Genomic DNA, 23,631 nt, shown 5'->3' with positions numbered 1-23,631 from the left:
AACGCTGCGGGATTACCCCTGTAGCGTTTACACACTCGGTAACGTCTACCTGAGGAGACCTTCTTTTATGAGCAGCCGCCTGAACCCGGAAGACCAGAAGCATGTCGAAGAGTACCTGCAACTTTCCCAACATCAGGTCGAGCGCCGGCCCTTTCGGCCGTGGATGCTCCTGGTGGTGGTGCTCGTCGCGGTGATCGGCCTGGGCCTGTTGAGCCGCCTCCTGAGTTATCTGGCGCTATGAGCTGCCTCGCGCTCGCCCGGATAACGCAAGCACAGATTTCCTTTAGCCTTGCGAGATATCCCCATGACCCATCGTATCGTGATCGTTGGCGGCGGCGCCGGCGGCCTGGAGTTGGCGACCCGCCTGGGTAAGACTCTGGGTAAACGCGGCACGGCCAGCATCGTGCTGGTCGACGCGAACCTGACCCACATCTGGAAGCCCCTGCTGCACGAAGTGGCCGCCGGCTCCCTGAACTCTTCGGAAGACGAACTCAACTATGTCGCCCAGGCGAAATGGAACCACTTCGAGTTCCAGCTGGGCCGCATGAGCGGGCTCGATCGCACCGGGAAAAAGATCCAGCTGGCGGCGACCTACGACGAAAACGGCGTGGAACTGCTGCCGGCCCGCGAGCTGGCCTATGACACCCTGGTGATCGCCGTCGGCAGCACCACCAACGACTTCGGCACCCAGGGCGCGGCGCAGCACTGCCTGTTCCTCGACACCCGCAAGCAGGCCGAGCGCTTCCACCAGCAATTGCTCAACCACTACCTGCGCGCCCATGCCGGGCAGAACGACGCACCGGAGCAGATGATCAGCGTCGCCATCGTCGGTGCCGGCGCCACCGGCGTCGAGCTGGCCGCCGAACTGCACAACGCCGCCCATGAACTGGCGGCCTATGGCCTGGACCGGATCAAGCCGGAAAACATGCATATCACCTTGATCGAAGCCGGTCCACGGGTGTTGCCGGCCCTGCCGGAGCGGATCAGCGGGCCGGTGCACAAGACCCTGGAGAAACTCGGGGTACGGGTCATGACCAACGCGGCGGTCAGCGAGGTGACCAACGAAAGCCTGATCACCGCCGATGGCCAGGTGATTCCGGCCAGCCTGAAAGTCTGGGCGGCCGGTATCCGCGCGCCCGGCTTCCTCAAGGAGATCGACGGGCTGGAGACCAACCGGATCAACCAGCTCCAGGTCCTGCCGACCCTGCAGACCACCCGTGACGAGAACATCTTCGCCTTTGGCGACTGCGCGGCCTGCCCACAGCCTGGCAGCGACCGCAATGTACCGCCGCGCGCGCAAGCGGCCCACCAGCAGGCATCGCTGCTGGCCAAGTCATTGAAACAACGGGTCGAGGGCAAGGTCGGAGCGCTTCCGGAGTATCGCTACACCGACTATGGCTCGCTGATTTCGCTATCGCGCTTCTCGGCCGTAGGCAACCTGATGGGCAACCTGACCGGTAGCGTGATGCTGGAAGGCTGGCTGGCGCGGATGTTCTATGTGTCGCTGTACCGCATGCACCAGATGGCGCTGTATGGCACCTTCCGCACGCTGATGCTGATGCTCGGCAGCCGAATCGGACGCGGGACCGATCCGCGGTTGAAGCTGCACTGATGAAGTGTGCGCCCCTACGGGCTTCGTAGGGGCGCCATGGTATTGATCAACGAGCATTCGAAGCTCGCCAGCGACTAACCTCGAGACGCCAGGAAATCCTTCGCCGTTTTTGCCAATGCTGCATCCACGGACAGCGGCGGCTGCCATCCAAGCAGCTTCCTGGTCTTCTCGATATCAACCGCCAGCGATCCACAGAGACGCTGGGATAAGGCCGTTCTGCCCAACACGCCGGCGACACCAGTCAACAGCCCCATCGGAACCGGCAGGAGCCGCGCCGGACGGCCCAACGCCTGCGCCATGCGTCTTAGCAACTGGGTGGTGGACAAGTCTTCATCGTCACTCACCAGAAAGATCTGGTCGGCGGCAGCCGGATGCCGAATACAGGTCACGATCAGATCAACGAGGTTATCCAGGGCGACCAGACTGCGCTTGTTGGTAATAGCCCCGAACGGCAGAGGAACGCCCTTGCTCAACCAGCCCATCATGCTGCGAAAGTTGGCTTTTACCCCCGGCCCATAGACCAGTACCGGCCGAATGATCACCACCTCCATTCCGGTGCGTAGCGCCAGCGCTTGCAGCGCCTGCTCCGCCTCCCATTTGGAAACGCCATAAGGATCCTGTGGCGCAGGCTCGTCATTCGCCGTATAGGGGCGTCCTGGTAACGTCCCCTCACCGTTGACCTTGATCGAACTCAGGTAGATGAAGCGCCGAACGCCAGCACTCGCCGATTGCTCCGCCAGACGCAAGGTGCCCTCCACGTTCGCTCGCCGGAAGGCGGCAAGAGGATCCGCCTCACGCTCGGTCATGACATGCACGCGCGCGGCACAATGGATGACAATCTCGACCCCATCCAGGGCGGCCTGCCAATCGGTATCGGGAGCCAAGTCCCCTACCTGGAAAGCCTCGATCCCCGATAGCGGCCGCTGCGGCAGTTGCCGGTAGGCAGAGTGCAATGCAAAGCCCTCGTCACTCAGGAGACGCGCCTGAACCGCAGCGCCCACGAAACCGCTGGCGCCCGTCAAAAGGATTCGTGTCATGGCGTGTTCAGGCTTTATTCCAGACCGTACGATTGATGTAATCGGTGTAGCTCAACACCACTCGCACCACCTGCAGGGAAACCGGCCCGCCCTGATAGTCAGGCACCAGCGGAACCCGACGTTCGTCCCGGGAATGCTGGGAGGTGACCACACGCACGGCATCCAGCACCGAATCCCGTTTCAGACCACTCATGACCAGCGTGCCTTCATCCATCCCTTCGGGGCGTTCATGGGCATTGCGCAATGTCACCGCCGGCAGGTTCAGCAACGACGCCTCTTCGGTGATCGTGCCACTGTCGGAGAGCACGCAGAATGCCGACATCTGCAACTTGATGTAGTCCAGCAAACCGAAAGGTTTGACGAAGCGGATCAATGGGTGGTCAAGCGACTCGCCCAGGGCTTCCAGACGCTTGCGCGTACGCGGGTGCGTCGAGACGATCAGTGGGAAACCGTACTGGTCCGCCAGGGCACGCAGGGTATCCAGCAGATCGCGCAGGTTGTCCGGAGTGTCGACGTTCTCCTCGCGATGGGTGCTTACAATGAAGAACTTGTCCTGCTCCAGCCCACTGCGCTGCAGCACATCGGATTGCTCGATCCGCGGCATGTAGTAGTCGAGGACTTCGTGCATGTGCGAGCCGGTCTTGATGATCGTTTCCGGGCGGATACCTTCGGCGATCAGATAACGGCGGGCATGCTCGGTCAGCACCATGTTGATGTCGCTGAGGTGATCCAGCACCTTGCGGTTCAACTCTTCGGGCACGCGCTGGTCGAAACAGCGATTGCCTGCCTCCATGTGGAACACCGGAATCTTTCGGCGCTTGGCGGCAATTACGGCCAGGCAGGTATTGGTGTCACCGTACAACAGCAGGGCATCCGGTTTCTCCAGTTCGAAGATTTCATCGGACTTGGCGATGACCTCGGCAATGGTCTTGGCCGCCGTGTCGCCCGCTGCCCCCAGGAAATGATCCGGCTTGCGAATCTCCAGGTCATCGAAAAAGACCTGGTTGAGTTCGTAGTCGTAGTTCTGCCCGGAATGCACCAGCACGTGGTTGACCTGGCGATCCAGCTCGGCGATGACCCGGCTCATCTTGATCAGCTCGGGACGCGTACCGACCAGCGTCATGACCTTAAGCATCGAGTTGCTCCTTGATGTAGTCGAGCTTCAGCAACAGTTCCTTGATGCCCGCGACATCCAGGCGATCCGTATTGTGCGAGGTGTAATCATCCAGCTCGGAAATGCGCTGCTCGCCCTCTACGAAGTACTTCTTGTAGTTCAAGTCGCGATTATCCGCCGGGATCCGATAGTAACGCCCCATGTCTTCGGCCTTGGCCATTTCCTCGCGGGAAACCAGCGACTCGTAGAGTTTCTCGCCATGACGGGTACCGATCACCTTGACCTCATTGGCCTTGCCAAACAGCTGCTTCAGCGCTTCAGCCAGGTCACCGACGGTAGACGCAGGTGCCTTCTGGACGAACAGATCACCTTGCTGACCGTGCTCGAAAGCATGCAGGACCAGGTCCACCGAGTCTTCGAGCGACATGAGGAAACGGGTCATCTCGGGGTCGGTGACTGTCAGCACCTCGCCCGAACGGAGTTGGTCGACGAACAGCGGGATCACCGAACCACGCGAAGCCATGACGTTGCCGTAACGAGTGGCGCAGATGATCGGCCCGTTGGCCGGGATCATCCGGGACTTGGCCACCATCAGCTTCTCGGCCATCGCCTTGGAAATCCCCATGGCGTTGATCGGGTAGACCGCCTTGTCGGTGCTCAGCACGACGACTCGCTGCACACCGCTGGCGACGGCTGCATTCAGGACATTCTCGGTCCCCAGCACGTTGGTGCGCACGGCCTCCATCGGGTAGAACTCGCAGGACGGAACCTGCTTGAGGGCCGCGGCGTGGAAAATGTAGTCCACTCCGACCATCGCCTGGGCGAGACTGTTGTAATCGCGGACATCGCCGATGTAGAACTTGACCTTGTCATTGGCCAAGGCGATACGCATGTCCTCCTGCTTCTTTTCGTCCCGGCTGAAGATGCGAATCTCGCGCACTGCGGTATTGAGAAAACGCTTGAGAACCGTATGACCGAATGAACCGGTACCACCGGTGATCATCAATACCTTGTCGTCGAACATGTAAACCTTCCGAATTCGTTAGCGAGTGGCGTGCATCAGCTCGATGAGCTGGGGCCAGGTTGGGGCTTTATATCCAGTAGCTCGGGTAAAACGTTCGCTGTCGAGCGAGCGATCAATCACCAAGGTAGCATCCGGGAGGATCTCAATAGATTTACCATACTGGCGAGCGATGAGAGACAGGAGATCCAGTTTGGTTATAGGCTCTGCAGAGACATGATACAGGCCATTGAGCTCCGGATGTGGCAGAACGAAATCTTTGATGACCCGTGCCAGCTCGGCAGTGGGCAAGCCAGAGAAAACGGCCCGTGAGAATCCTGGCACGCTGCCCTCTTGAGCCAGGAACCAGTCGACCAGGGAATAGTTGGAACTCAACTCGTGCCCAATGATCGAAGTCCGCAGGGTGACCGCACCTTGAACGTCATGCAGTTCACCAATGTATTTGGACTTACCGTAAAGATCTTCGGCATCCGACGGGTCGCTTTCCCGGTAGCTACCTTTACGGCCCGAAAAAACGCAATCCGTACTGATATGGATGAGACGAGTTCCGCTCAAGGCGCAGAGCCGTGCAAGCCGGTGGGGCAGCATCGCATTGATAGGTAGTGCTGTCAGTGGATCGTTGGCATAGGCCAACTGCTTGATCAATCCAACGCAGTTGATCACAACATCCGGCCTTACCTGAACGAATGCTGCAGTCAGCGCGTCCTGGTCAAGTGCATCTACACCACAAACCAGCTTATCCTGAGTCACGTCGGGAAAATATTTCAATCCCGTGGAGTTGCGTAGCGTCCCCCAGGTCTCATGCTCAAGATCGGAGTTGAATGCCCTGAACACGGCGCCACCCAACATACCCGTTATGCCAAGCACTAAAACTCTCATGCCGACTCTCTATAATAATTCCACGAACAGAAAATATCGACTCAAATAAAAATAGAGTCGACGCCAACATAAAATTAGATATCACTACTTCAGGAATTCGATAAAAAACTCGCACTGTTTGAAATCAAAATAGTTATCTACATCCAGAGACTTTTCAGGCGTCATGAGATATGACTGGCTATTCGGCATGAAAAAACCCTGCTCCGCCAGAAACCTGTCCGTTCTTGCCAGATAGATCGCACCATTCAAACGGTAGTAGGCCGGCAGATCCTGGCTACGCTGATTCAGCAGTTCCGGGCGCAAAAAAGCATCCATACTGCCCTCTGCCCCCAATGTGTTGCTCCATAGCGGAGAATGCTCACATGGACACACGCTGATCACGCTCGAAGCGCCTGTATCATCCATATGTTGCACTGCTTCGCGGATTTCCTGCGCGCCACGCAATGGTGAAGTTGGCTGTAGCAGCATCAAGCGCGCAGGGTTGATTCCCTCTTGCGCCAGGGAGTTCAGCGCATGAATCAACACATCAGAAGTCTTTGCTGTATCACTAGCCAGGTAGGCCGGACGTCGAACAGTGCGAAGGCCAAGTAGCCTCCCCTCGGCGAGTATCGCTTCATCATCGCTGCTGACAACCAACATATCAATGACCTGACTGTCAAGAGCCGCCTCAAGTGTCCAGCGAATCAGCGGCTTTCCCTTCAGATTCAAAAGGTTCTTTCCGGGTAGCCGCTTGCTTCCCCCTCGCGCAGGGACAATGGCAAGAATATCCAGGTTGTGACCAATATCACCCATTGAAGAGCCCCAACACATCAGTCTGAGCACGCTGAAAATCTTCCACCCGACCTATGTCCAGCCAGTATTCATGTATTGGGAACATGTTCACATCCTGACCGTTCGCAATCTGCTGACCGAGCAAGGTCGGCATATCGATATGGGTTCCAGGCGTTACACTTTTCACTAGATCGGGCGAGAGCAGATAAATTCCGGCATTAATAAAGAAACGATGGATTGGTTTCTCCACCATGGAGCGAATCCGATGCCCATCGCTCTGGATCACGCCATAAGGAACGCAGTGCTCATACTCACGTACGCACATGGTCGCTACACCAGGGTGCGTCTGATAAAACTCCAGCAGGTTCTGAAAATTAAGGGTAGTGAGCAGATCTCCATTCATCATGAACATCGGCAGATCAATTTCAGAATGAGGTAGCAACCCCAATGCACCTCCGGTACCCAGCGGTTTATCCTCATGAACATAACGAATGCTCACACCCCAGCGACTGCCGTCACCAAAGTACTCTCGAATCAATTCCGGCATGTAGTGCGTAGAAACAAAAAACCGATGAAACCCGGCATTTATGAAGCTTTCGAGTATTAACTCGAGAATTGGCTTGTCACCAACTTTCAGCAATGGTTTGGGGCAGTTTTGGGTCAAGGGGCGCAGACGGGAGCCAAACCCCCGGCCATCAGGAACACCGGGTTATCATGCCGTTTCTTGTGTATGAGTCCATGGAGAGTTTCAAGCCCTACTACACGACCCTGCACGTCAATCACCGGCAACTGCAGCAACTGGTGCTTCTCCATGACCGACAGGATACGCTCCTTGCTCCAGCCTCGTTCGACCGTTTGCGGCGAAGTACACATAACTTCCGTCACCTTGACGTCCAACGGCAGGTGCTTGAGCAAGCTGCGCCGCACATCCCCATCAGTCAAGGTTCCCAGCAGGCGACGCTCAGCATCTACGACCAGAACTATGCGCAAAGCAACGCGATCAAGTGTCGCCACCGCCTCTTCCAGAGAAGTTTCCGGACCTATGAGTACTGATTCCCACTGCAGCATAAAAAACTCCTACTCGTCACGCGAAGCGATTTTTTCTCGCGCCGCGGGACCTAACAAAACCTGTCGAGCCAAAAGATTACGGACCAAAACAGACCCCGCTCCGACAACAGCGCCCTCTCCGACCACCAATCCCTGAATGACGGTTGCACCGCTGGCAATGAACGCTTGATCGCCGACCTGAACACCGCCACAGAGAGTGGCACCTGGGGCAACATGGACATCCGCGCCCAAGCAACAGTCGTGGTCTATGGAAGATCTGGTATTGACGATCGAATTCGCGCCAATGGACACATCGGCCTGGATGACCGCGCCAGCCATGACTTGCACACCCTCGTGCAAAGCCGCAGTGCTGTCGACCCAAGCGGCTGGGTGAACCAGGGGAGGGAAGTAAAAGCCCTTCTCCTTCAGCCCTATGAAAATCGAGCGCCGCCCAGTACCACCCACAACTTGTCCGACGCCATTCACTAGCCCCACGGATAGAGGATCTATAACACCGAGGGCATCGTCTCCACCCAACACCTTGACCCCCCGCCAAAGAGCCCCCCCTGACGGGACAGGGCCGGATCACAGACACCAAGTAGCTCCAGGCCCAGCGCCTGGATCAGTGACAATAGCACTTTCGCGTGCCCACCCGCTCCCAGCAGTACCAGCGGCTTGTACGTGTTCACAGTTCGATGTTCTCGCCGGCCCTGTAGGCTCGCTTGGAAGGGGAACCAACCAAGCCCCACAGGGAAGCGGGCGGCAAGCCTTTCCCACTCCGCGCAGTTGTCAGTTGGTGGCGCTCAAGAATCGTACCTTCGGCAATATCGCAAGCTGCGACAACTTGCTGACGAGCAGCGTTGCGAGTATCCCACTCGCTGGCCTGAGGTGCCTTCATTCCGTCTCCCAGTGCTTTTTGCAAGGCTCGGATATCGGCCACCATCGTCTTGAGCTCATCAGGTTCAAGCGAGGACGAATGATCGGGGCCAGGCAACGAACGGTCCAAGGTGAAATGTTTTTCAATGACCCGGGCTCCACGGGCAACCGCCGCAAGCGAGATCAATGCACCTTCGGTGTGATCGGAATAGCCGACATCAAGACCAAAGGCAGACGAGAGAGTATCCATGGCCCTGAGATTCACCTCATCCCAAGGAGTCGGGTATTGGGAAGTACAGTGCAGCAACACCACATGTCCCAACAGACTCTGGCGCGACTCGGTCCGCCCCCAGCAGCGCCAGACATCATCCATGCATGCTGGCTCCTCTTCATGTGCCAGTGCATGCGCCACGATGGCGAGCGCCTGCTCGACTTCTGCAAGCGTTGCCATGCCAGTGGATAGAATCAATTTCTTGCCAGTTCGCGCAAACTTCCACAGTAGAGGTGCGTTGGTCAACTCACCCGAGGGTACCTTGAACAACGGCAGTTCCAGATTGCAAAGAAAGTCTAGACTATCGCTATCAAACGCAGTGGATAGAAATTCGATCCCCCTTTGCCGAGCGTGGCACTGCAGCTCAATATGCCAGTCATAAGGCAGCTCCAGCTTCTTGAGCATAGCCTGCTGACTCTCGAACTCATCAGTACTTTTTTTTTGGTAAGCCGCCTTGGAAACATTTTTTGAAGCAAGACGGGAGGCATTGAATGTCTGAAATTTCACGGCATCGGCCCCTGCAGCTGCCGCAGCATCGACAAGAGCGAAAGCCAGCTCCCGATCACCGTTATGATTTACACCTGCCTCGGCGATAATATACACTGAATCTCTATCAGACTGCTTCATGGCTCAGCTCAGATCATGGAATGTTTTATTTAGCGCTCCGTCATAACCTTCCAGAGCCTTCACAATTTTTTCAGCAGCACTACCCTGCCCATAGGGATTGGTTGTTTCCTTGCAGGAATTTGAAAAATCGGTAGATAGCGCCTTGCTAATAGCCTTTTCAATCGACTCACTATCCGGTTTGCAATGGATAACAGAGTCTGCAGCCAGACGTCCCTTCTGACGCACGCCGATATTGACAGTTGGAATACCAAATGCCGGAACTTCAATAATCCCACTAGATGAGTTCCCAACAACGGCAGAGGCTGTAGAGATCGCACTAAGGTAGCGCCTGAACCCAAGCGAGCTTATTGCCAGTACACGCTTCGGCTGCCGCTGTGCATAAGCCTCGAGCAGAGGAATGATAGACCGACCACCATTATCCGCATTTGGATAAGTAAGAATAATCTGTTGTTCTGGAAACTTGTCCAGCGCCTCAAGCAGAGCATTGAAGCTTTCCTGAGGATCTTCATCCAGAAGTGTCACAGGATGATAGGTTACCACCATATAGGGTGCACGGAGTGCAAAGCCAAGGCTGTCCCGCAAGCTATCCAGGCTCATCTTAGGACTACGGCGAAGGTGATCATTCCCCACAGCACCTACGTTGAAGACACGATCAGGAGATTCTCCCATCTGGATAACACGGCGCCGATAGGGTTCAGCCGCTACAAAATGAAGGTTGGACATCTTGGTGACAGCATGTCGAATTGCATCATCATAGGCTCCCTCGGTGATCTCGCCGCCATGCAGGTGGGCAATCGGAATCCCCAGGATCAGAGCAGCCTGAACAACCGCCAATACCTCAAAGCGATCACCTAGCACCACCAGCATGTCAGGACACAGGCGAGCCAAGGCGTCGGCAAACCCCAAGGTACCTACCCCCATCGATTTTACCACTCCCACCGGAGTATCCGAGGAGAGCAGCATCTCGACTTTCGCATCAATATTAAAACCATCCGCTTCAAGTTGCGTCCAGGTATCTCCGAATTCGGGAGAAAGATGCATGCCACTTACAATGACCTGCAATTGAAGGCACAAGCTCGACTGGATATCCTTCATCAACCAGTAAAGCAGCCCGTACTCCGCCCTCGAGCCAGTGAAAACCGCAACTTTTCGCTTCACTATCAACTCTCCAGAACAACACTGCTGGGCAGATTCACGATACGGTCTGCCAACCACTCGGCGTTAGTCAAATCACCATGCCGGCAACGCGCATAGAGAGGAAGATGGTTCATCAACTTCCAGATTGGTCTGGTCATTACGCCGTTGTCATTGGTTGCCTTGAGCAATGCATCACGCTGCTCACGATTTTCACAAATAACGGCGTTTAACCAGTAATTGGAGCGACAACCCTCGGGTTCGCTGAAAAACTGCAGATCACTGCCTTCCAGCTCTTGCGCATAACGAGAAGCAAGCTCACGCTTTGACTTGATGAAGCCCTCTAGTTGCTCCAACTGAGCACAACCAAGAGCCGCATTGAGATTAGGCAACCTGTAGTTATAGCCAAGTTGGTCATGCATATACTCGTAGGGATGAGGTTTTTTTGCTGTAGTGGTCAGGTGCTTGGCAAGCGCCCCGACCTCTTCATCGGCAAGAATCATCCCCCCCCACCAGTGGTGATAATCTTGTTACCGTTGAAGCTCAAGGTACCCAAACGGCCAAAGCAACCTGTATGTCGTCCTTTGTACAGGCTGCCCAGAGACTCGGCCGCATCTTCGACCAATACCAACCCCCATCGGGCACAGAGCTCGACGAGTTCATCAAGTGCAACTGGGTGACCGAAGGTATGCATCGGTAAACAAGCCCTTATCGTCTGGCCTGTGCTACGGAGCAGGCAAACACCGTCGATGCCGAGTTCAGCGTTCTCCTCCAACCACGCCTCCAGGGCTTTGGGTGAAAGCCCCAGCGTGTTTCGATCAACATCAACAAAAACCGGCTCGGCGCCACAGTATGCTATGGCATTGCAAGTTGCCACGAAGGTCAAGGACTGAGTCACGACCAATTCGCCGGGCTTTACGCCGGCAAGCAGCAATGCAGCGTGCAGTGCCGCAGTCCCATTGACAGTAGCAACGGCTCGCGGACTGCCGGTATAAGAGGCCATATCACGCTCAAAACGATCGACGAAAGCCCCTACGCTTGAAACAAACGTCGACTCGATAGTTTCCACTACATAGTCACGCTCCGGCCCCTGAAAGACAGGCGCATGAAGTGGAATAAAATCATTCGTGCGGTACTGACTCCGTACAAACTTAATTAATGAGTCGAACATAAAGAGCCTCAGACGTTGTAGATGTCAGCTTTGTATTTCGCCAAGTTTCCAGGGAGAGTCAGCCAATCGATGGTTTTTTGCAGCCCCTGACGGATATCATATTGTGGCTGAAAACCAGTAAGTGCACGAATTTTTGTGTTATCGCACCACAGACGAAACACCTCCGACTTCCCAGGGCGAAAACGCTGCTCATCCGAAATAAACTCGACATCGCTCTCCATCAGCTCACGAATGAGATTCAAGGTATCCCCGACCGAGATTTCGTAATTTGAGCCAATATTCACGGTTTCGCCTATTGCCTCAGCACAGCAAGCCAGCTCCAGAAAACCACGACAGGTATCAGCGACATAGTTGAAGTCGCGAGTCGGAGTCGTATCGCCTAACTTGATCTGCTTCTTGCCACTGGCAATTTGGGTGATAATCGTTGGAATTACCGCCCTCGCCGACTGACGGGGGCCATAGGTATTAAATGGCCTGACGATAGTAAGGGGCAAATCGAAAGCGTTGTAGAAACTCATGGCCATCGCATCCGCACCTATCTTTGAAGCGCTATAAGGCGATTGCGCCTGCAACGGATGCTTCTCGTCAATCGGCACATACCTTGCCGTGCCATAAACTTCGCTGGTCGACGTGTGAATTATCCGCTTTACGCCATTTTCCAAGGCCGCCTGACAGATATTCAGAGTACCCTTGATATTTGTATCAACATAGCTATCAGGGGCAACATAGGAATACGGGATAGCAATCAGTGCCGCCAGATTGAAAACCAGATCGACACCTTTGGTAATATGCTTGCAATAGTGCGGATCACGCACATCACCATTAAGCACCTCAACACTCGACAGGCACTCGATATCCTCCAACCACCCCCAATAATTGAAGGAATTATATTGGGAGAGCGCCTTAACCTCATACCCCTCACGCACAAGAAGCTCAGTTAGATGAGAACCAATAAAACCATCAGCACCTGTAATCAAAGCTTTCACAACAAACCCTCCGCTTCAAAATTATTCAAGCTTTCCAGATAGGCTTTTTCAGCACCCAGCCAGAAGCAGTATTTTCCCAAAGGTGAGGTGTTCTGAATTCCTCAATAACCTCAGCAAAACGCTCCTCAGTAATCCCCATATACTCAAGGCACTGTTTCTGAAAAATCTCTGGAAACTCCCCATCAAAGCGCTTGATCAGAGAGATACCCTCTTCCCGCGTAATATCACCATTACGAATCTCTTGCGCCGCATCGTATGTCGCACGACCAATACCAAACTTCGTATAAGTCGTGTAATAATGAAGCCAATCGATCATATCATCCAGAGAGCTGTACTTACTGAAGCTACCTTCAGTCCTGAAATCATTCGGCATGAAGTCCGAGTTCTCAACAGAGAAATAATATGTCTCTTGCGGATGCCACTTCACATAGTACCCAAGATAATGAACCTGGGTTCCGACAGATTGGATCTTGTATGGATCCACAGGCAAATACGCCTCGAGATCAGCCATGGTGAACTTATGCTCCTCCATCAGCTGCTTGGCACTTACACCGCCAAGATAAAGATCACTCAGTTGATTTTCCGCAGTATAATATTTTGGATCGCGCGTAGGCTTGTCATTATCTACAATTGCATTTCCGTACTCCGCCTCGTTTTCCCCAAAAATAACTAGCGGAATGTCAAGCAGGACAGACATCTTGGGAGCCAGGTTCTTCTGCCCCAGAATGAAAGGCTGAAAAGGATGGCAAAGCTTCTCAAAGGCCAACCGAGTCAATGTCCGGTGAACTTTCTTATTCTGATTATAAGTATAGTTTGCAAACCCAGCATTGATCCAGGCATCAAAATTACGACGACCAATATCAGTGTAAATGGCAGGCGGCCACGTTACCAGGATCGGGTTCATGTTATATTTGAACTTTAGGATATGCGCCGCCATCACACTATCCTTCCCACCACTACCAGGCACCACCACATCGTAGCGACCGTCATTGCGGCGATAGCGATCGCAAAGTTCGCGCAGCTCTCTCTCGCGCTCTACCCAATCAATCTGCTTCTTTTTCTCAGCAAAATTGCAGGCATCACAAACGCCGTGCTCATCAAAAAAAATCGCCTTCTTGATCTCACCAGGCTTATTCTTGAACTCAACGGTCGACGACGGCCGCTGGTTATTCATCGCACATTTCTTACAGAACTGGATGTCTAACGGAAGACCGTAGCGTCCAAACGACTCTTGATTATTCATTCCAGGCTCACAGTGCTAAGAAGTTTTCAAAAATACGGATACCGGCTTGACGACTCTTTTCCGGGTGAAACTGCAAACCAAAAATACTATCATGCTGAACTGCAGAGACAATCTGATGCTCCGCATAGGAAGTCAGCGCAATGATATCCGTATAGTTCTGCATCTCGTAAGAGTGCATGAAATAAAACAAATCAGTAGCACTCACCCCCTTCAACAGAGGAGACTCTTTAACAAGTGACAACGTATTGAAGCCCATATGAGGCACAACACCCTTGCACTGTACCGGCCTGACCTCGCCAAGAATAAGTCCAAGCCCCGCAGTTTCTCCGTATTCGAAACCTACCTTGCTCAGCACCTGCATCCCCAGACATATACCCAATAGAGGTCGCTTGGTAGCTGCATACTCAAGAACAGCTTCAGACATACCGGAAGCATTCAATTCCCGCATCCCATCTACAAAGCTGCCAACCCCAGGCATGACCAGCTTATCCACTCCCAAGATATCCTGAGGACGCTTCACCACCTTTATCTTGGCACCGGCGTACTCAAGCGCTCTGGAAATGCTGAACACGTTACCTGCTGCACCGTAGTCAACCACTCCAATCTGCTGACTCATACAGCCACCTCCACACCACGCTCACTCAAGAATTTTTTGATATCGCTGATAGTGGTTTTCCCATAGTGGAGCATCGAAGCCAGCGCAATCCCGCTCGGCTTAGCCACCGTCGCCACTTTCAATATGTCTTCAAGAGTTCCGGCACCGCTGGCCGCGACCACCGGAATGTTTACAGCATCCACGACGGCCTTGATCAAATCGATATCAAAACCACGCTGCCGGCCGTCGCAATCAACCGATTGCAGGAGGATTTCGCCTGCCCCACGTGACTCGGCCTCCTTGGCCCAATCGATGACGTCTCGCCCAGACGGGATACGTCCACAGTCGGTATAACAATCCCAGCCTTTTTCCGTCAGGCGTTTGGCCTCAATATTGACCACAACCGACTGCCCACCGAAAACCCTTGCAGCTGCATCGATTATCGATGGAGATTCGTGGGCCCCGGTATTAATTGCGACCTTGTCGGCACCATGGTGAAAAAGCTTCGAAAAGTCCTCGACACTACGCACCCCACCACCAACCGCAAAAGGCACTAGAATCCGCTTTGCCGTTTCGGATACGAAATCAAAGAGTATTTCTCGCCGATAAAGACTAGAAACTATATCAATATAGAATATTTCGTCTGCGCCTTGCTCATAGTACTTGAAAGCCAGGTCGCCAGGATCTCCGATTTTGCGCAGCCCTTCAAAGTGCACCGGCTTTACAACCTGAGGCGGCTTGACATCCAGCTTTGCAATTATTCTCATATCTCATCCATCAAAAAAAACCGAAAATAAATATTATTGAAAATCAAAAGACACACACTTCAAATATTATTTTCTAAATTTTAGCGAAATCCGGCTATCATGAAAATCGTCGTTTCACACCCCATGATGCGTGGGAAAACATCCCCCATCCAGCGAGCTGACGCACCTACCACCTAGATCCGGGAGAGACCATCGCCGGCTGCTGCTGAAGCCCGTCAGCATGCACGCTCTACCGCCTCGGCGCGGGATCGCGGACACCTCCGGACCATCAGCCTTTCTTGCATCGCGCTGCATACCCTTCAGGAAAACGACCTATCCAGACATGCTGAACAGCTCACAGATACGCATTATGCCTGCTATTGCCGAGGATGGCTTTCAGATAATCGTGGACTTGGACGATATTTCCCGAACAAAAATCAAGGCTATTGGTCCACGATAAATATCCACATTCGGCGCCAGAGGAGCAGGACGCCTAAACACAGTGCATAGACAAATGAGAGCCTGGCACAACAGGAGCGGCTGGCAGGTCGGCCGCCACCAGCCAAATATGGGCATGACATTGCGTTGCGGGCCATAAAACGACTTAACGCTTACAAATGCATCTCGCTGGCAAAACCAATATCACGTCACTGCCGGCTGCAACAGCTCCACCAGACGACGAACCTGCATCTGCATCTCGAAGTGCCTTCCAAAGTAATCTCTCCCCGAGCGCCCCATAGCTTCCCGCTCCTCCGGGCTCATGCCAGCCATATGCCGGATGGCATCGACCAAAGGCAAAACCTCCTCGGCAGGGCATGCCAGCCCGGCCCGAGCCTCAAGAACAATACGCGCGCCCTCGCCGTTAAGACAGGCAATCACAGGGCGACCAGCAGCCAGGTAAGCTTGAATCTTGCTCGGTATGGTCTGGGCGAATGCCTCTTCATTGTTCAGGGAAACCAGCAGGGCCGATGACCGCGCGAACACCTGCGGCATTGACTGACTCGGGAAACGGCCAGGCAAAACCAGGTTGCTCAATTGGTGCTCTTGTTGTTGCTCCTTCAACCAGGCAAGGCGACTACCACTACCGATCAGGACGATACGAATCCGGGAGTCGTCGCGCAGATGAACGGCAGCCTGCACCAGAGTATCCAGGGCCTGGGCCGTCCCCAGATTGCCAGCGAACACTACACAAAAATGATTTGCCAGCAACTCGGTCAACTCCAGGGGAATGGGCTCGACCTCATTAGGCGCCCGAACATCCATGGAGTTAGGGTAGTACTCGATCTTTTCCCGCGAGGCAAAGGCCGCCACCGGATCAATAAAGGCATGCGATTGCACGAGCAGAGAGTCACAACAACGATAAATCACCTTGACCACTCCTCCCACAGCCTTGAGTACGCAAGGATTTTTGACAAACCCCGTGGCGGAAAGGCTCTGCGGCCAGAGATCTTGCACCCAGAGGGACAATCGTGCCTTCTTGAGCCATTTGAGCAGAATCGCAGGAATGGCCTGTAGAACAGGAGACGGCGCAAAAACAAGGATCGCGTCGAAGTCGCGCTTCCTTAACATGAATGGCAGATAGAGCAGTCCCGCCAGAACAAATGAAAGATAATTGAAAACCAGGTTCCTGGCCCCACCCTTCCCTCGTGGCCAGAGAGGAACGCGCAATACCTCGATTTTATCCAGATAGCTCTCACGAAGACTCCCGATGGCACGGTACCCGTCGAACACCTTGCCCTCCGGGTAATTAGGCTTGCCGGTAGCCACCACCACCTCATGCCCCTGCTCATGAAGCACACGGACAATATCATTTATTATAAAACTTTCCGGCCAAAAATATTGAGAAAGGACAAGGATTTTCATACAGAATAAGCCAAATAATTATCAACGCCCACGCAGTGCTCTCTCGATAATATCAAGATAACTAAGCGCCCGTCCTTTTGCAGAGGAAAAACCAGCCGAATACTTCTGAGCCGCCTGCAACTTAATGCAGCGCGCGCGCTCTTCGGTAGAAAAATATAAATTTATAGTTTTAGCGATATCTTCCGCATCAAGTGGGTCAAAGTAGTTCGCCCACTCTCCGCAGACGTCCCTAACAAACCCCCGATCTGAAGCAAACAAGGGCTTACCCATCACCATGGCTTCCAGTGGCGTGGCTGAAAAGCATTCAATAAGGCTTGGAAATATCACCGCATCCATCTGCTGATAAAAAGAAGGGCACTGCGATACGGAAAGAACTCCAACATTTTTTACCGCAGCTTTAAAAGAATCAGATCGAGCCGCCCATTCACTATCACTAAGAGTGACACAGAACTCAACATCAACACCGTAAACCTCGCGTAACGTCCTGCTTACGTCAGGAAGCACATCGAGATTTTTGTGCGGGTAATCACGCCCAACATAACCAATCCTTAAAACATCCGCAGCCGGCAGGGAAAAACCCAAAGGTTCCCACTTGGCAGGATCAAAATACAAGGAGGATATACAGTTAGGCACAACATCAATTGCTTCGGCGGCAAAAATACCACGGCCAGCCAAACCAGATCTGACATGCTCAGCCTCGACAACCAAGCGGTCGGCTCGACGGAAAAAAAGTGATTGTAGCCAGTAACGTAAACGTGCCTTATAACGGCTGAGCTTTGGGGTATTCGCGTAGGAGTCGTTATCCGGATAAATAATCCACGCCTGTGCAAACCCTACTATACTGACGAAATTCTGAGAGAGAAAATAGGCCGGGCCGAATATGGTGAAGACAAGATCATATCCTTTGAAACGCCCAGATAAAGAAGCCCAAAGGCACGACAAACCATGGGTATCAAAGACCTCATAATCAACAAAGCCAGAGGTTTTGCAATCGATACGCACCAGATTGTCATGCACTTCAGTGGACACGAGCACGGAAAATTGCTCGGCTCTATCACCCAACCGAGATAATTCATCAATGAACGAGGCGGCGACCTGTACCCCACCCCCAAAATGCAAATTACTTGCATTCACCAAGAGTTTCAAAAAAAGCTCCTAGACAACAAATGGTTATAAGGCACGCTCCAGGAAACCGGAAAAATAAGTAGAGAAACGCTCCACCGTATGTTCCCTGCGAACCATTTCGGCAGCCCCTTGCCAATCGAATTGATTCATACGCAAACGGGTCAACGCTACCACGATCTTGTCAGCCAGCCTGGCGGCATCAGCAGGAACACGATAGCCAACTTCATCAGAAACGATCCGATGGGTTTCTCCCACATCGGTTGCAATAACCAAGGCCCCACACGAAATTGCCTCGAGCAATGATTGTGAAGGGTAATTTTCCTTATCCTGCAAGGACATAAATATCTTTGCCCTTGACAATACCTCAAATGGATTCGAAGCAAAACCTAGTTCAATATGAAAAGACGGAAGCCCGGCAATTCGAGACTCTACATAATCATGTAACGGCCCCGCGCCAAAAATACCGATATTTCCAACAGAGAAATCGCTATAGCTTTTCTTTATCTCGGTCAAGGCGTCAAAAAAAATCGACAAACCCTTTCCCTCACAGAGACGACTCATCAAGACAATATCATAGTCTTTTTTCTCAGCCACAAAAGAACGACTATAGTCAGTAAAGGAACATGGTGAAATTTCAATTGGCGGCCGTACACCAAAAAGTCTTTCGACGCTTTTTGCTATCCCCCCGAAAGACAGTCCAGCCTGGTTGCAAAGCCAATACTTCGCCGCCATAAAAACCAGCTATATCGACTAAAGTTACTTCTATCCGGGCGAGACGAATCCACAACGGACAGAGAGTAACGCACTCTCAGCGCCCGCCCCACAAAAGAATGAAACAGAGTCAAGTAAGAAGGGTCAACGGGATAGTGTAGATGGCGGAGGCGCTGCGACAGTACGTACCACCAAAGCTGAAAGACAAATGCGACTTTGCTCACAGCTCCCAGCCGTCCAAACAAACGCAAGTCGTTCAGCACCACGACTCCATTCAAATCCAGTGGCACCCCTACCGACTCAAGAGCGGTCTTACCATGTGAGTTAATGATGAGTCTATGCCCGCCATACAGCTCCTGCATTTTTCTGAACGTCCTGACAAAACGCCGTTCAGCGCCACCGGGAGCGCCATAGAAGCTCATCACCAATACCGACATGCACGTACCTTTACTAACGATAGACTGCTCTAATCTCTACGCCATTTTATTTAAAAACAGCACGATAAACCTTCATGCAAAATTTCCAGAATTCTATTTCCGAGCCAAACTCGGCATGACTTCGCTGCTGCCGAGAGAGATAACTGGTCAGATCCGAATCAGCCCATCTCATCTTTTTCAAGAAATAATTGCGATCCTCGACCAAATCCTTTTCAGATGGATATGGGATTTTTTCCAAGTCGATCAGTGCCGCATCCCGGGTCATTTGCCCAGACATAATCAGGGTGGAAAAATGAACCCTACGCTTATCGACCGAAAACTTCCTTGGAAGAAGAAACCCCTGATAGAACCTGGTGAATATTGACTCATAGTGCTTATAGGGATACGGTTTATAGCCAAAATCTTCCTTCAAGGCCTGCATGGCAGCAACTTTACTGTAGGGCATCATATCGAGCATCGATTGCCACTTAATCTTCTTTACATAAGTATAATAGATATATCCCAGCGTCCCCAACATGGGGAAAGTCTTTATCCTTACAGCTGATCGCCGAGCAAGACAGACGATATTTCTCTTATCGTACTTAAACCAATTCCAGCCGACCGGAATGGACATCCCCTCGGAGCTCTGATTACTTCCGGAAAGAATATGAGAAACCCCATATTTTGCAGCCATCTTATAATTGACCGCCAGCATGGCATTGTCATACAACAATTCCACATCGATCACATCGCTATCGAAGAAGGCCTGCATCAGCGCCTTGTATTCACCCCAATCAACAACATGAGTATACAAATCGACATTTAGCTTTTTGATCAGATTAGCGATATTATTTTGAGCAAGCTCGGAATTCCAACCATTGTCCATGTGCACGGCCAAGGGGCGCAATCCAAGCTCGACAGCCTTGACTAAAACCCAGGAACTATCGACACCGCCGGACACACCAACAATGCAGTCATAGGTTTTTCCTGCACCATCTGCCTTAACCTTTTCAACAAACTCAGAGAGCCGCTCATTTCGTCTTTCATCGCTTTCTTCGAGAAGGTGGCCTGAGCGAATCAGAAACTCCGAACAATAATTACATACCCCATGCGCATCAAACGAAATATCCAATGCACTGGTGTCCATCACGCAACGAGTGCATATCTGGTAAGACTTACTCATCAATCACCCCAAATGTTTTTCAAGATCCGCATATTCTGGATAGGTAATCAACACAGCTCTATGCGCCCCTTGTAAAACAAAGAAACTACCTGCAGCCACCGCGGATGCGCCGGCGCCGATGGCGAGAGCAAAGTCCGAGACACCCGCAGCCCCTCCTAAAGCGATGAGCGGAACATCGACAGTTTCAGCTGCCATCTGGATAAGACGTAAATCATAGCCCTCTTGCATTCCATCACGATCAACCGCATTGAGCAGGACTTCACCCGCCCCTGCTGCAACCAACTCTTTCAACACCGAGAGCCAGTCGCTCGATGCTATGCCGCCTTTCGCTATTGAGCGCAGCCGATAACGCCCCAGCCAGTTACGCTTAACATCAATGGAAACTACGATACTCTGACTACCGAATCGCTCCGCCAAATCCCGAATCAAGTCAGGATTTTCAAGTGCGGCTGTCTGCAAGATTACTTTTTCAACCCCGATGGAAAATATCCGCCGGACCTGTTCAACACTTGTTATTCCGCCGCCATAACCAAGCGGCATAAAGCACTCGGCAGCAACACTTTCTATAAATTCATAGTCCGGCTCACGCCCCTGCCGGGTGGCATCAATGTCCAGTAAAACAAGTTCATCAACTTCTTTTTCATTGAAAATACGAATGGCATTGAGCGGATCGCCAATATACTTGTGTTTACCAAACTTCTGGGTCTTGACAAGACCTCCTTCACGCAGCAACAACGCAGGAATCACACGATGCTTGAGCAAACTACACCTCTAGAAAATGCCGGAAGAGTTCCATGCCGAATCTGTGACTTTTCTCGGGATGGAACTGGAATCCCCATATATTTTCTCGGCTGAAAGCCGCGACAAATGTCTCGCCATAGTCACACTCAAGCAGGACATCCTCAGGGTTCACACACTCAACACGATAGGAATGTACAAAGTAGAATCGACGCTTGGCTTCAAGTTGCGGCATCAATGCGTCATCACGAACCTGCCGCACTTCGTTCCACCCCATGTGAGGGACCTTGAGCTTGACATCGGTTGGTCGGAAACGCCTCGCCTGGGCATTGATCCACCCAAGACCGGGCTCTGCCCCCTCCTCGCTTCCACAGGTCAGCAATTGCATACCCAGGCAGATCCCCATGATAGGAGCCTTGCGCTCAAAGACAACCTGCTCCAGAGGCGCAACCCAGCCATTCTGGCGCAGACATGACATTGCATGGTCAAAGGCACCCACGCCAGGGAGAATCAGTTTTTCAGCACCAACAAGCTGCTCAGGTGTGCTGATGATCTGGGCCTCGCCCCCTCATGGCGGATCATGTTGACGACTGAAGCCAGATTGCCGCTACCATAGTCGATCACAGATATTTTTTTTTCAGCCACAGAAACGCACCGTTCAGTCACTTCGCTGATTACAGACTAGAGCACGAGACCTCAACCTATCGCCCCCCCCTGCAACCAACGCCTCCGGAAAGCCAACCTTCTCCCGTTACACAACGGTAACGCTTAAAAGCCCTCATGGATCCATTATCCATGAGTCCCGCAGATAAAGCGACACACAAGAATAATACCGTCGCACCTCATCGAGATAAGGCACGCCAATCACATACGTCTTCACCGCTCGATGAGAAGCGACAATCGAAACAGATACACGTTTCTGTTTTCAAACTAAAACATGCTCCAGATAGCTTTGAAAATTCCCCTTCCAATCGGTCGCCCAAATATCTTCCTGGGTAACGCTTAGGCGCCCCTCTTCAGGAGAAAGAATAGCACTTGCGAACTCCTGCGCATTAGAGAATGCAAAGAAAGGATGAACAGGGTAAGCAAATCTTGCCTTCTCGGTATCCCACAGAAACACCTTTTCCACAATACCCATTGCTTCAAATAAGCCAGTCGACACTTCACCCGCAACAGCATAAGAGCCGGCAAATGACTCATATATATCTTGATGGCGATCAATTACCACATTCCCGGCCAAGCCACCGGGAAACCGCTCATGCACCTGAAGTCGCTCCAATGGGTGTGGCCGCAAGACAACCGTATAGCGCCCCAGCAGAAGAGAGCTAAGCTCCTCAGCCAACGTCAAATACAAAGAAAATTCGATACCATCGCTGAGAATCAGGATGTTTTTATTGCCTGCCCCTCTTTTTAAGGAACGAACCTGCTCACTATAATGAGGATTACCTATAACCCACTTCTCAACAGGAACATTTATCTGATCATTCCACCAACGACCATAGCCAAGAAAGTCATGCGGAAGGTATTCTCGATACTGCTCACTATTACACAGCAACGAAGAGTAGTTATAAGCATCATGCCCTGCAGAAATCATCCCATGCTGAGGCTCGGCTACACGGACCCCCATCTCCCGAGCCACACTATTAAGTACCCCATGATCACTATAGCAACCTTCTTCAAGGATAAGTAAACGAGGCTTGACTCTGCCAAGAACACGTCGATATGCAGACTGCATAATTGATAGACGCGCAATCTTTCGCGACATAACTCCTACCAGCATTTCCACGCACTGATCGGACATGGATAGTCCACACAAACTAAAAGCCCTAGCCCTGGCGTACTCCAACACCTCACGAGCCTGCCGCGCATGCTCCATTCGCGAACACATGCGACCAGACAACAGTATCAGCATGTTCCGGGGCAACCAATAGTTAACTTTTTTATTCCAGCGAGGCTCTGGAAATTTCCAATCTACAATTCCTTCGACGGTCGCAACATCTCTGAATGAAGCTTCAACCAGATAATCAGTAATACGATTAAACCAAACACCTTGGCGCTTGAACTGACCAGCACCGGTTGCAAACACCAATATTTCACTTTGACCATGCTGCCGACAGGTGTTGTGAAAAACGCTTTTTGTCAGAACACTCAGAATACTCTTATAAGGAACAACCGAAACAGGAGCCAGCAAAGAAGCATGTTTGTAAAAAAGGTCAGAGATCAACTGCCTAAAAAACTGAATCCGTATCAGCGGCCAAAGCAAATATGCGGTTTTGGCACAGCGAAACTCCAGAAATGCCGGATCATTCTCGATCTGCAGCAATTCCTTCAACGTCGGACTCCCCTTCATCTGATCGCTACCAAACACATTAACATCCATTCTGCGCCCATATTCTGCCCGCCTGGCTACTTTACGTAAAAACTATTTGGCAGCTAAAAAATCAACACACTAACCAATTGCCGCT

The 23,631-nt window shown here is 52.3% G+C and carries 24 protein-coding genes and 1 pseudogene; 2 read left to right on the top strand and 23 right to left on the bottom strand.

Translation table 11 applies throughout. The features are described from left to right. Nucleotides 1-67: 67 nt before the first annotated feature. Complete coding sequence (locus ACZ5KU_RS04370; RefSeq protein WP_054058994.1) at nt 68-241, top strand: DUF3094 family protein; 174 nt, start codon at nt 68-70, stop codon at nt 239-241. Between the two features lie 63 nt (nt 242-304). Then, nucleotides 305-1,612, top strand: coding sequence for an NAD(P)/FAD-dependent oxidoreductase (locus tag ACZ5KU_RS04365; RefSeq protein WP_054058995.1), 1,308 nt, complete (start codon nt 305-307; stop codon nt 1,610-1,612). A gap of 74 nt (nt 1,613-1,686) precedes the next feature. On the opposite strand, the gene ACZ5KU_RS04360 is transcribed toward ACZ5KU_RS04365, so the two are convergent. The 23 genes and pseudogenes from ACZ5KU_RS04360 to ACZ5KU_RS04250 all read right to left on the bottom strand — a co-directional run bounded on the left by ACZ5KU_RS04360 (nt 1,687) and on the right by ACZ5KU_RS04250 (nt 23,498). Further along, on the bottom strand, nt 1,687-2,649 hold the full coding sequence (locus ACZ5KU_RS04360; RefSeq protein WP_464736865.1) for a UDP-glucose 4-epimerase family protein: 963 nt from the start codon (nt 2,647-2,649) through the stop codon (nt 1,687-1,689). Between the two features lie 7 nt (nt 2,650-2,656). Then, on the bottom strand, nt 2,657-3,784 hold the full coding sequence (gene wecB / locus ACZ5KU_RS04355; protein ID WP_464736864.1) for a non-hydrolyzing UDP-N-acetylglucosamine 2-epimerase: 1,128 nt from the start codon (nt 3,782-3,784) through the stop codon (nt 2,657-2,659). Beyond that, nucleotides 3,777-4,787, bottom strand: coding sequence for a polysaccharide biosynthesis protein (locus tag ACZ5KU_RS04350; protein ID WP_464736863.1), 1,011 nt, complete (start codon nt 4,785-4,787; stop codon nt 3,777-3,779). The genes wecB and ACZ5KU_RS04350 overlap by 8 nt, the downstream gene beginning before the upstream one ends. An 18-nt stretch (nt 4,788-4,805) precedes the next feature. Next, nucleotides 4,806-5,663 (bottom strand): dTDP-4-dehydrorhamnose reductase family protein, encoded by an 858-nt coding sequence (locus tag ACZ5KU_RS04345; RefSeq protein ID WP_054058999.1) that lies wholly within the window; start codon nt 5,661-5,663, stop codon nt 4,806-4,808. An 84-nt stretch (nt 5,664-5,747) separates the two neighbouring features. Next, nucleotides 5,748-6,455: an acylneuraminate cytidylyltransferase family protein gene (locus ACZ5KU_RS04340; protein WP_054059000.1), complete on the bottom strand. Its 708-nt coding sequence runs from the start codon at nt 6,453-6,455 to the stop codon at nt 5,748-5,750. Further along, nucleotides 6,448-7,098: a nucleotidyltransferase family protein gene (locus tag ACZ5KU_RS04335; protein WP_464736862.1), complete on the bottom strand. Its 651-nt coding sequence runs from the start codon at nt 7,096-7,098 to the stop codon at nt 6,448-6,450. Before ACZ5KU_RS04335 ends, ACZ5KU_RS04340 begins: the two co-directional genes overlap by 8 nt. After that, entirely contained in the window at nt 7,095-7,502 is a 408-nt protein-coding gene (locus ACZ5KU_RS04330) for a CBS domain-containing protein (protein ID WP_464736861.1), read from the bottom strand. Before ACZ5KU_RS04330 ends, ACZ5KU_RS04335 begins: the two co-directional genes overlap by 4 nt. A 9-nt stretch (nt 7,503-7,511) precedes the next feature. Beyond that, complete coding sequence (locus ACZ5KU_RS04325) at nt 7,512-8,021, bottom strand: acetyltransferase (RefSeq protein ID WP_464736860.1); 510 nt, start codon at nt 8,019-8,021, stop codon at nt 7,512-7,514. Beyond that, complete coding sequence (locus tag ACZ5KU_RS04320; protein WP_464737387.1) at nt 7,988-8,119, bottom strand: hypothetical protein; 132 nt, start codon at nt 8,117-8,119, stop codon at nt 7,988-7,990. Before ACZ5KU_RS04320 ends, ACZ5KU_RS04325 begins: the two co-directional genes overlap by 34 nt. 47 nt (nt 8,120-8,166) lie before the next feature. Next, nucleotides 8,167-9,255: an N-acetylneuraminate synthase gene (gene neuB, locus ACZ5KU_RS04315; protein ID WP_054059003.1), complete on the bottom strand. Its 1,089-nt coding sequence runs from the start codon at nt 9,253-9,255 to the stop codon at nt 8,167-8,169. A 3-nt stretch (nt 9,256-9,258) separates the two neighbouring features. Then, complete coding sequence (neuC, locus tag ACZ5KU_RS04310; protein WP_081005990.1) at nt 9,259-10,413, bottom strand: UDP-N-acetylglucosamine 2-epimerase; 1,155 nt, start codon at nt 10,411-10,413, stop codon at nt 9,259-9,261. A gap of 2 nt (nt 10,414-10,415) precedes the next feature. Further along, nucleotides 10,416-11,560 (bottom strand): annotated as a pseudogene (locus tag ACZ5KU_RS04305) (LegC family aminotransferase). A gap of 8 nt (nt 11,561-11,568) precedes the next feature. Next, nucleotides 11,569-12,546: an NAD-dependent 4,6-dehydratase LegB gene (locus ACZ5KU_RS04300; protein WP_464736859.1), complete on the bottom strand. Its 978-nt coding sequence runs from the start codon at nt 12,544-12,546 to the stop codon at nt 11,569-11,571. Nucleotides 12,547-12,571: 25 nt separating this feature from the next. Next, complete coding sequence (locus tag ACZ5KU_RS04295; protein ID WP_054059007.1) at nt 12,572-13,789, bottom strand: N-acetyl sugar amidotransferase; 1,218 nt, start codon at nt 13,787-13,789, stop codon at nt 12,572-12,574. A gap of 7 nt (nt 13,790-13,796) precedes the next feature. Then, complete coding sequence (gene hisH / locus ACZ5KU_RS04290) at nt 13,797-14,405, bottom strand: imidazole glycerol phosphate synthase subunit HisH (protein ID WP_054059008.1); 609 nt, start codon at nt 14,403-14,405, stop codon at nt 13,797-13,799. Next, entirely contained in the window at nt 14,402-15,151 is a 750-nt protein-coding gene (gene hisF / locus ACZ5KU_RS04285; protein ID WP_054059009.1) for an imidazole glycerol phosphate synthase subunit HisF, read from the bottom strand. The genes hisH (ACZ5KU_RS04290) and hisF overlap by 4 nt, the downstream gene beginning before the upstream one ends. 621 nt (nt 15,152-15,772) lie before the next feature. Continuing rightward, on the bottom strand, nt 15,773-16,993 hold the full coding sequence (locus tag ACZ5KU_RS04280) for a glycosyltransferase family 4 protein (RefSeq protein ID WP_054059010.1): 1,221 nt from the start codon (nt 16,991-16,993) through the stop codon (nt 15,773-15,775). Between the two features lie 21 nt (nt 16,994-17,014). Further along, entirely contained in the window at nt 17,015-18,139 is a 1,125-nt protein-coding gene (locus ACZ5KU_RS04275) for a glycosyltransferase (protein ID WP_081005991.1), read from the bottom strand. 24 nt (nt 18,140-18,163) lie between these two features. Continuing rightward, nucleotides 18,164-18,850, bottom strand: coding sequence for a glycosyltransferase (locus ACZ5KU_RS04270; RefSeq protein ID WP_464736858.1), 687 nt, complete (start codon nt 18,848-18,850; stop codon nt 18,164-18,166). A 462-nt stretch (nt 18,851-19,312) separates the two neighbouring features. Beyond that, nucleotides 19,313-20,428 carry an N-acetyl sugar amidotransferase gene (locus ACZ5KU_RS04265; protein WP_054059012.1) on the bottom strand — a complete coding sequence of 372 codons (1,116 nt, stop codon included), beginning with the start codon at nt 20,426-20,428 and terminating at the stop codon, nt 19,313-19,315. A 3-nt stretch (nt 20,429-20,431) separates the two neighbouring features. Then, nucleotides 20,432-21,190: an AglZ/HisF2 family acetamidino modification protein gene (locus tag ACZ5KU_RS04260; RefSeq protein WP_054059013.1), complete on the bottom strand. Its 759-nt coding sequence runs from the start codon at nt 21,188-21,190 to the stop codon at nt 20,432-20,434. A gap of 1 nt (nt 21,191) precedes the next feature. Further along, a complete protein-coding gene (gene hisH, locus ACZ5KU_RS04255) occupies nt 21,192-21,677 on the bottom strand; it encodes an imidazole glycerol phosphate synthase subunit HisH (RefSeq protein WP_464737386.1) in 486 nt (161 codons plus the stop codon). Between the two features lie 414 nt (nt 21,678-22,091). Continuing rightward, nucleotides 22,092-23,498, bottom strand: coding sequence for a hypothetical protein (locus ACZ5KU_RS04250; RefSeq protein WP_152974357.1), 1,407 nt, complete (start codon nt 23,496-23,498; stop codon nt 22,092-22,094). Nucleotides 23,499-23,631 lie beyond the last annotated feature (133 nt).

The organism is Pseudomonas sp. Tof1 (genome assembly GCF_055390395.1).
The sequence above is the reverse complement of the archived record's forward strand: the minus strand, read 5'-3'. Positions and strand labels throughout refer to the sequence as shown.

Bases quoted from the DNA above. Each gene is read 5' to 3' on its own strand.
- ACZ5KU_RS04295 (WP_054059007.1), bottom strand. From the start codon at position 13,789: ATGAATAATCAAGAGTCGTTTGGACGCTACGGTCTTCCGTTAGACATC.
- ACZ5KU_RS04280 (WP_054059010.1), bottom strand. From the start codon at position 16,993: ATGAAAATCCTTGTCCTTTCTCAATATTTTTGGCCGGAAAGTTTTATA.
- ACZ5KU_RS04365 (WP_054058995.1), top strand. From the start codon at position 305: ATGACCCATCGTATCGTGATCGTTGGCGGCGGCGCCGGCGGCCTGGAG.
- neuB (WP_054059003.1), bottom strand. From the start codon at position 9,255: ATGAAGCAGTCTGATAGAGATTCAGTGTATATTATCGCCGAGGCAGGT.
- ACZ5KU_RS04360 (WP_464736865.1), bottom strand. From the start codon at position 2,649: ATGACACGAATCCTTTTGACGGGCGCCAGCGGTTTCGTGGGCGCTGCG.
- ACZ5KU_RS04265 (WP_054059012.1), bottom strand. From the start codon at position 20,428: ATGAGTAAGTCTTACCAGATATGCACTCGTTGCGTGATGGACACCAGT.
- ACZ5KU_RS04345 (WP_054058999.1), bottom strand. From the start codon at position 5,663: ATGAGAGTTTTAGTGCTTGGCATAACGGGTATGTTGGGTGGCGCCGTG.
- ACZ5KU_RS04270 (WP_464736858.1), bottom strand. From the start codon at position 18,850: ATGGCGGCGAAGTATTGGCTTTGCAACCAGGCTGGACTGTCTTTCGGG.
- ACZ5KU_RS04350 (WP_464736863.1), bottom strand. From the start codon at position 4,787: ATGTTCGACGACAAGGTATTGATGATCACCGGTGGTACCGGTTCATTC.
- ACZ5KU_RS04370 (WP_054058994.1), top strand. From the start codon at position 68: ATGAGCAGCCGCCTGAACCCGGAAGACCAGAAGCATGTCGAAGAGTAC.
- wecB (WP_464736864.1), bottom strand. From the start codon at position 3,784: ATGCTTAAGGTCATGACGCTGGTCGGTACGCGTCCCGAGCTGATCAAG.
- hisF (WP_054059009.1), bottom strand. From the start codon at position 15,151: ATGAGAATAATTGCAAAGCTGGATGTCAAGCCGCCTCAGGTTGTAAAG.
- hisH (WP_054059008.1), bottom strand. From the start codon at position 14,405: ATGAGTCAGCAGATTGGAGTGGTTGACTACGGTGCAGCAGGTAACGTG.
- ACZ5KU_RS04330 (WP_464736861.1), bottom strand. From the start codon at position 7,502: ATGCTGCAGTGGGAATCAGTACTCATAGGTCCGGAAACTTCTCTGGAA.
- ACZ5KU_RS04340 (WP_054059000.1), bottom strand. From the start codon at position 6,455: ATGGGTGATATTGGTCACAACCTGGATATTCTTGCCATTGTCCCTGCG.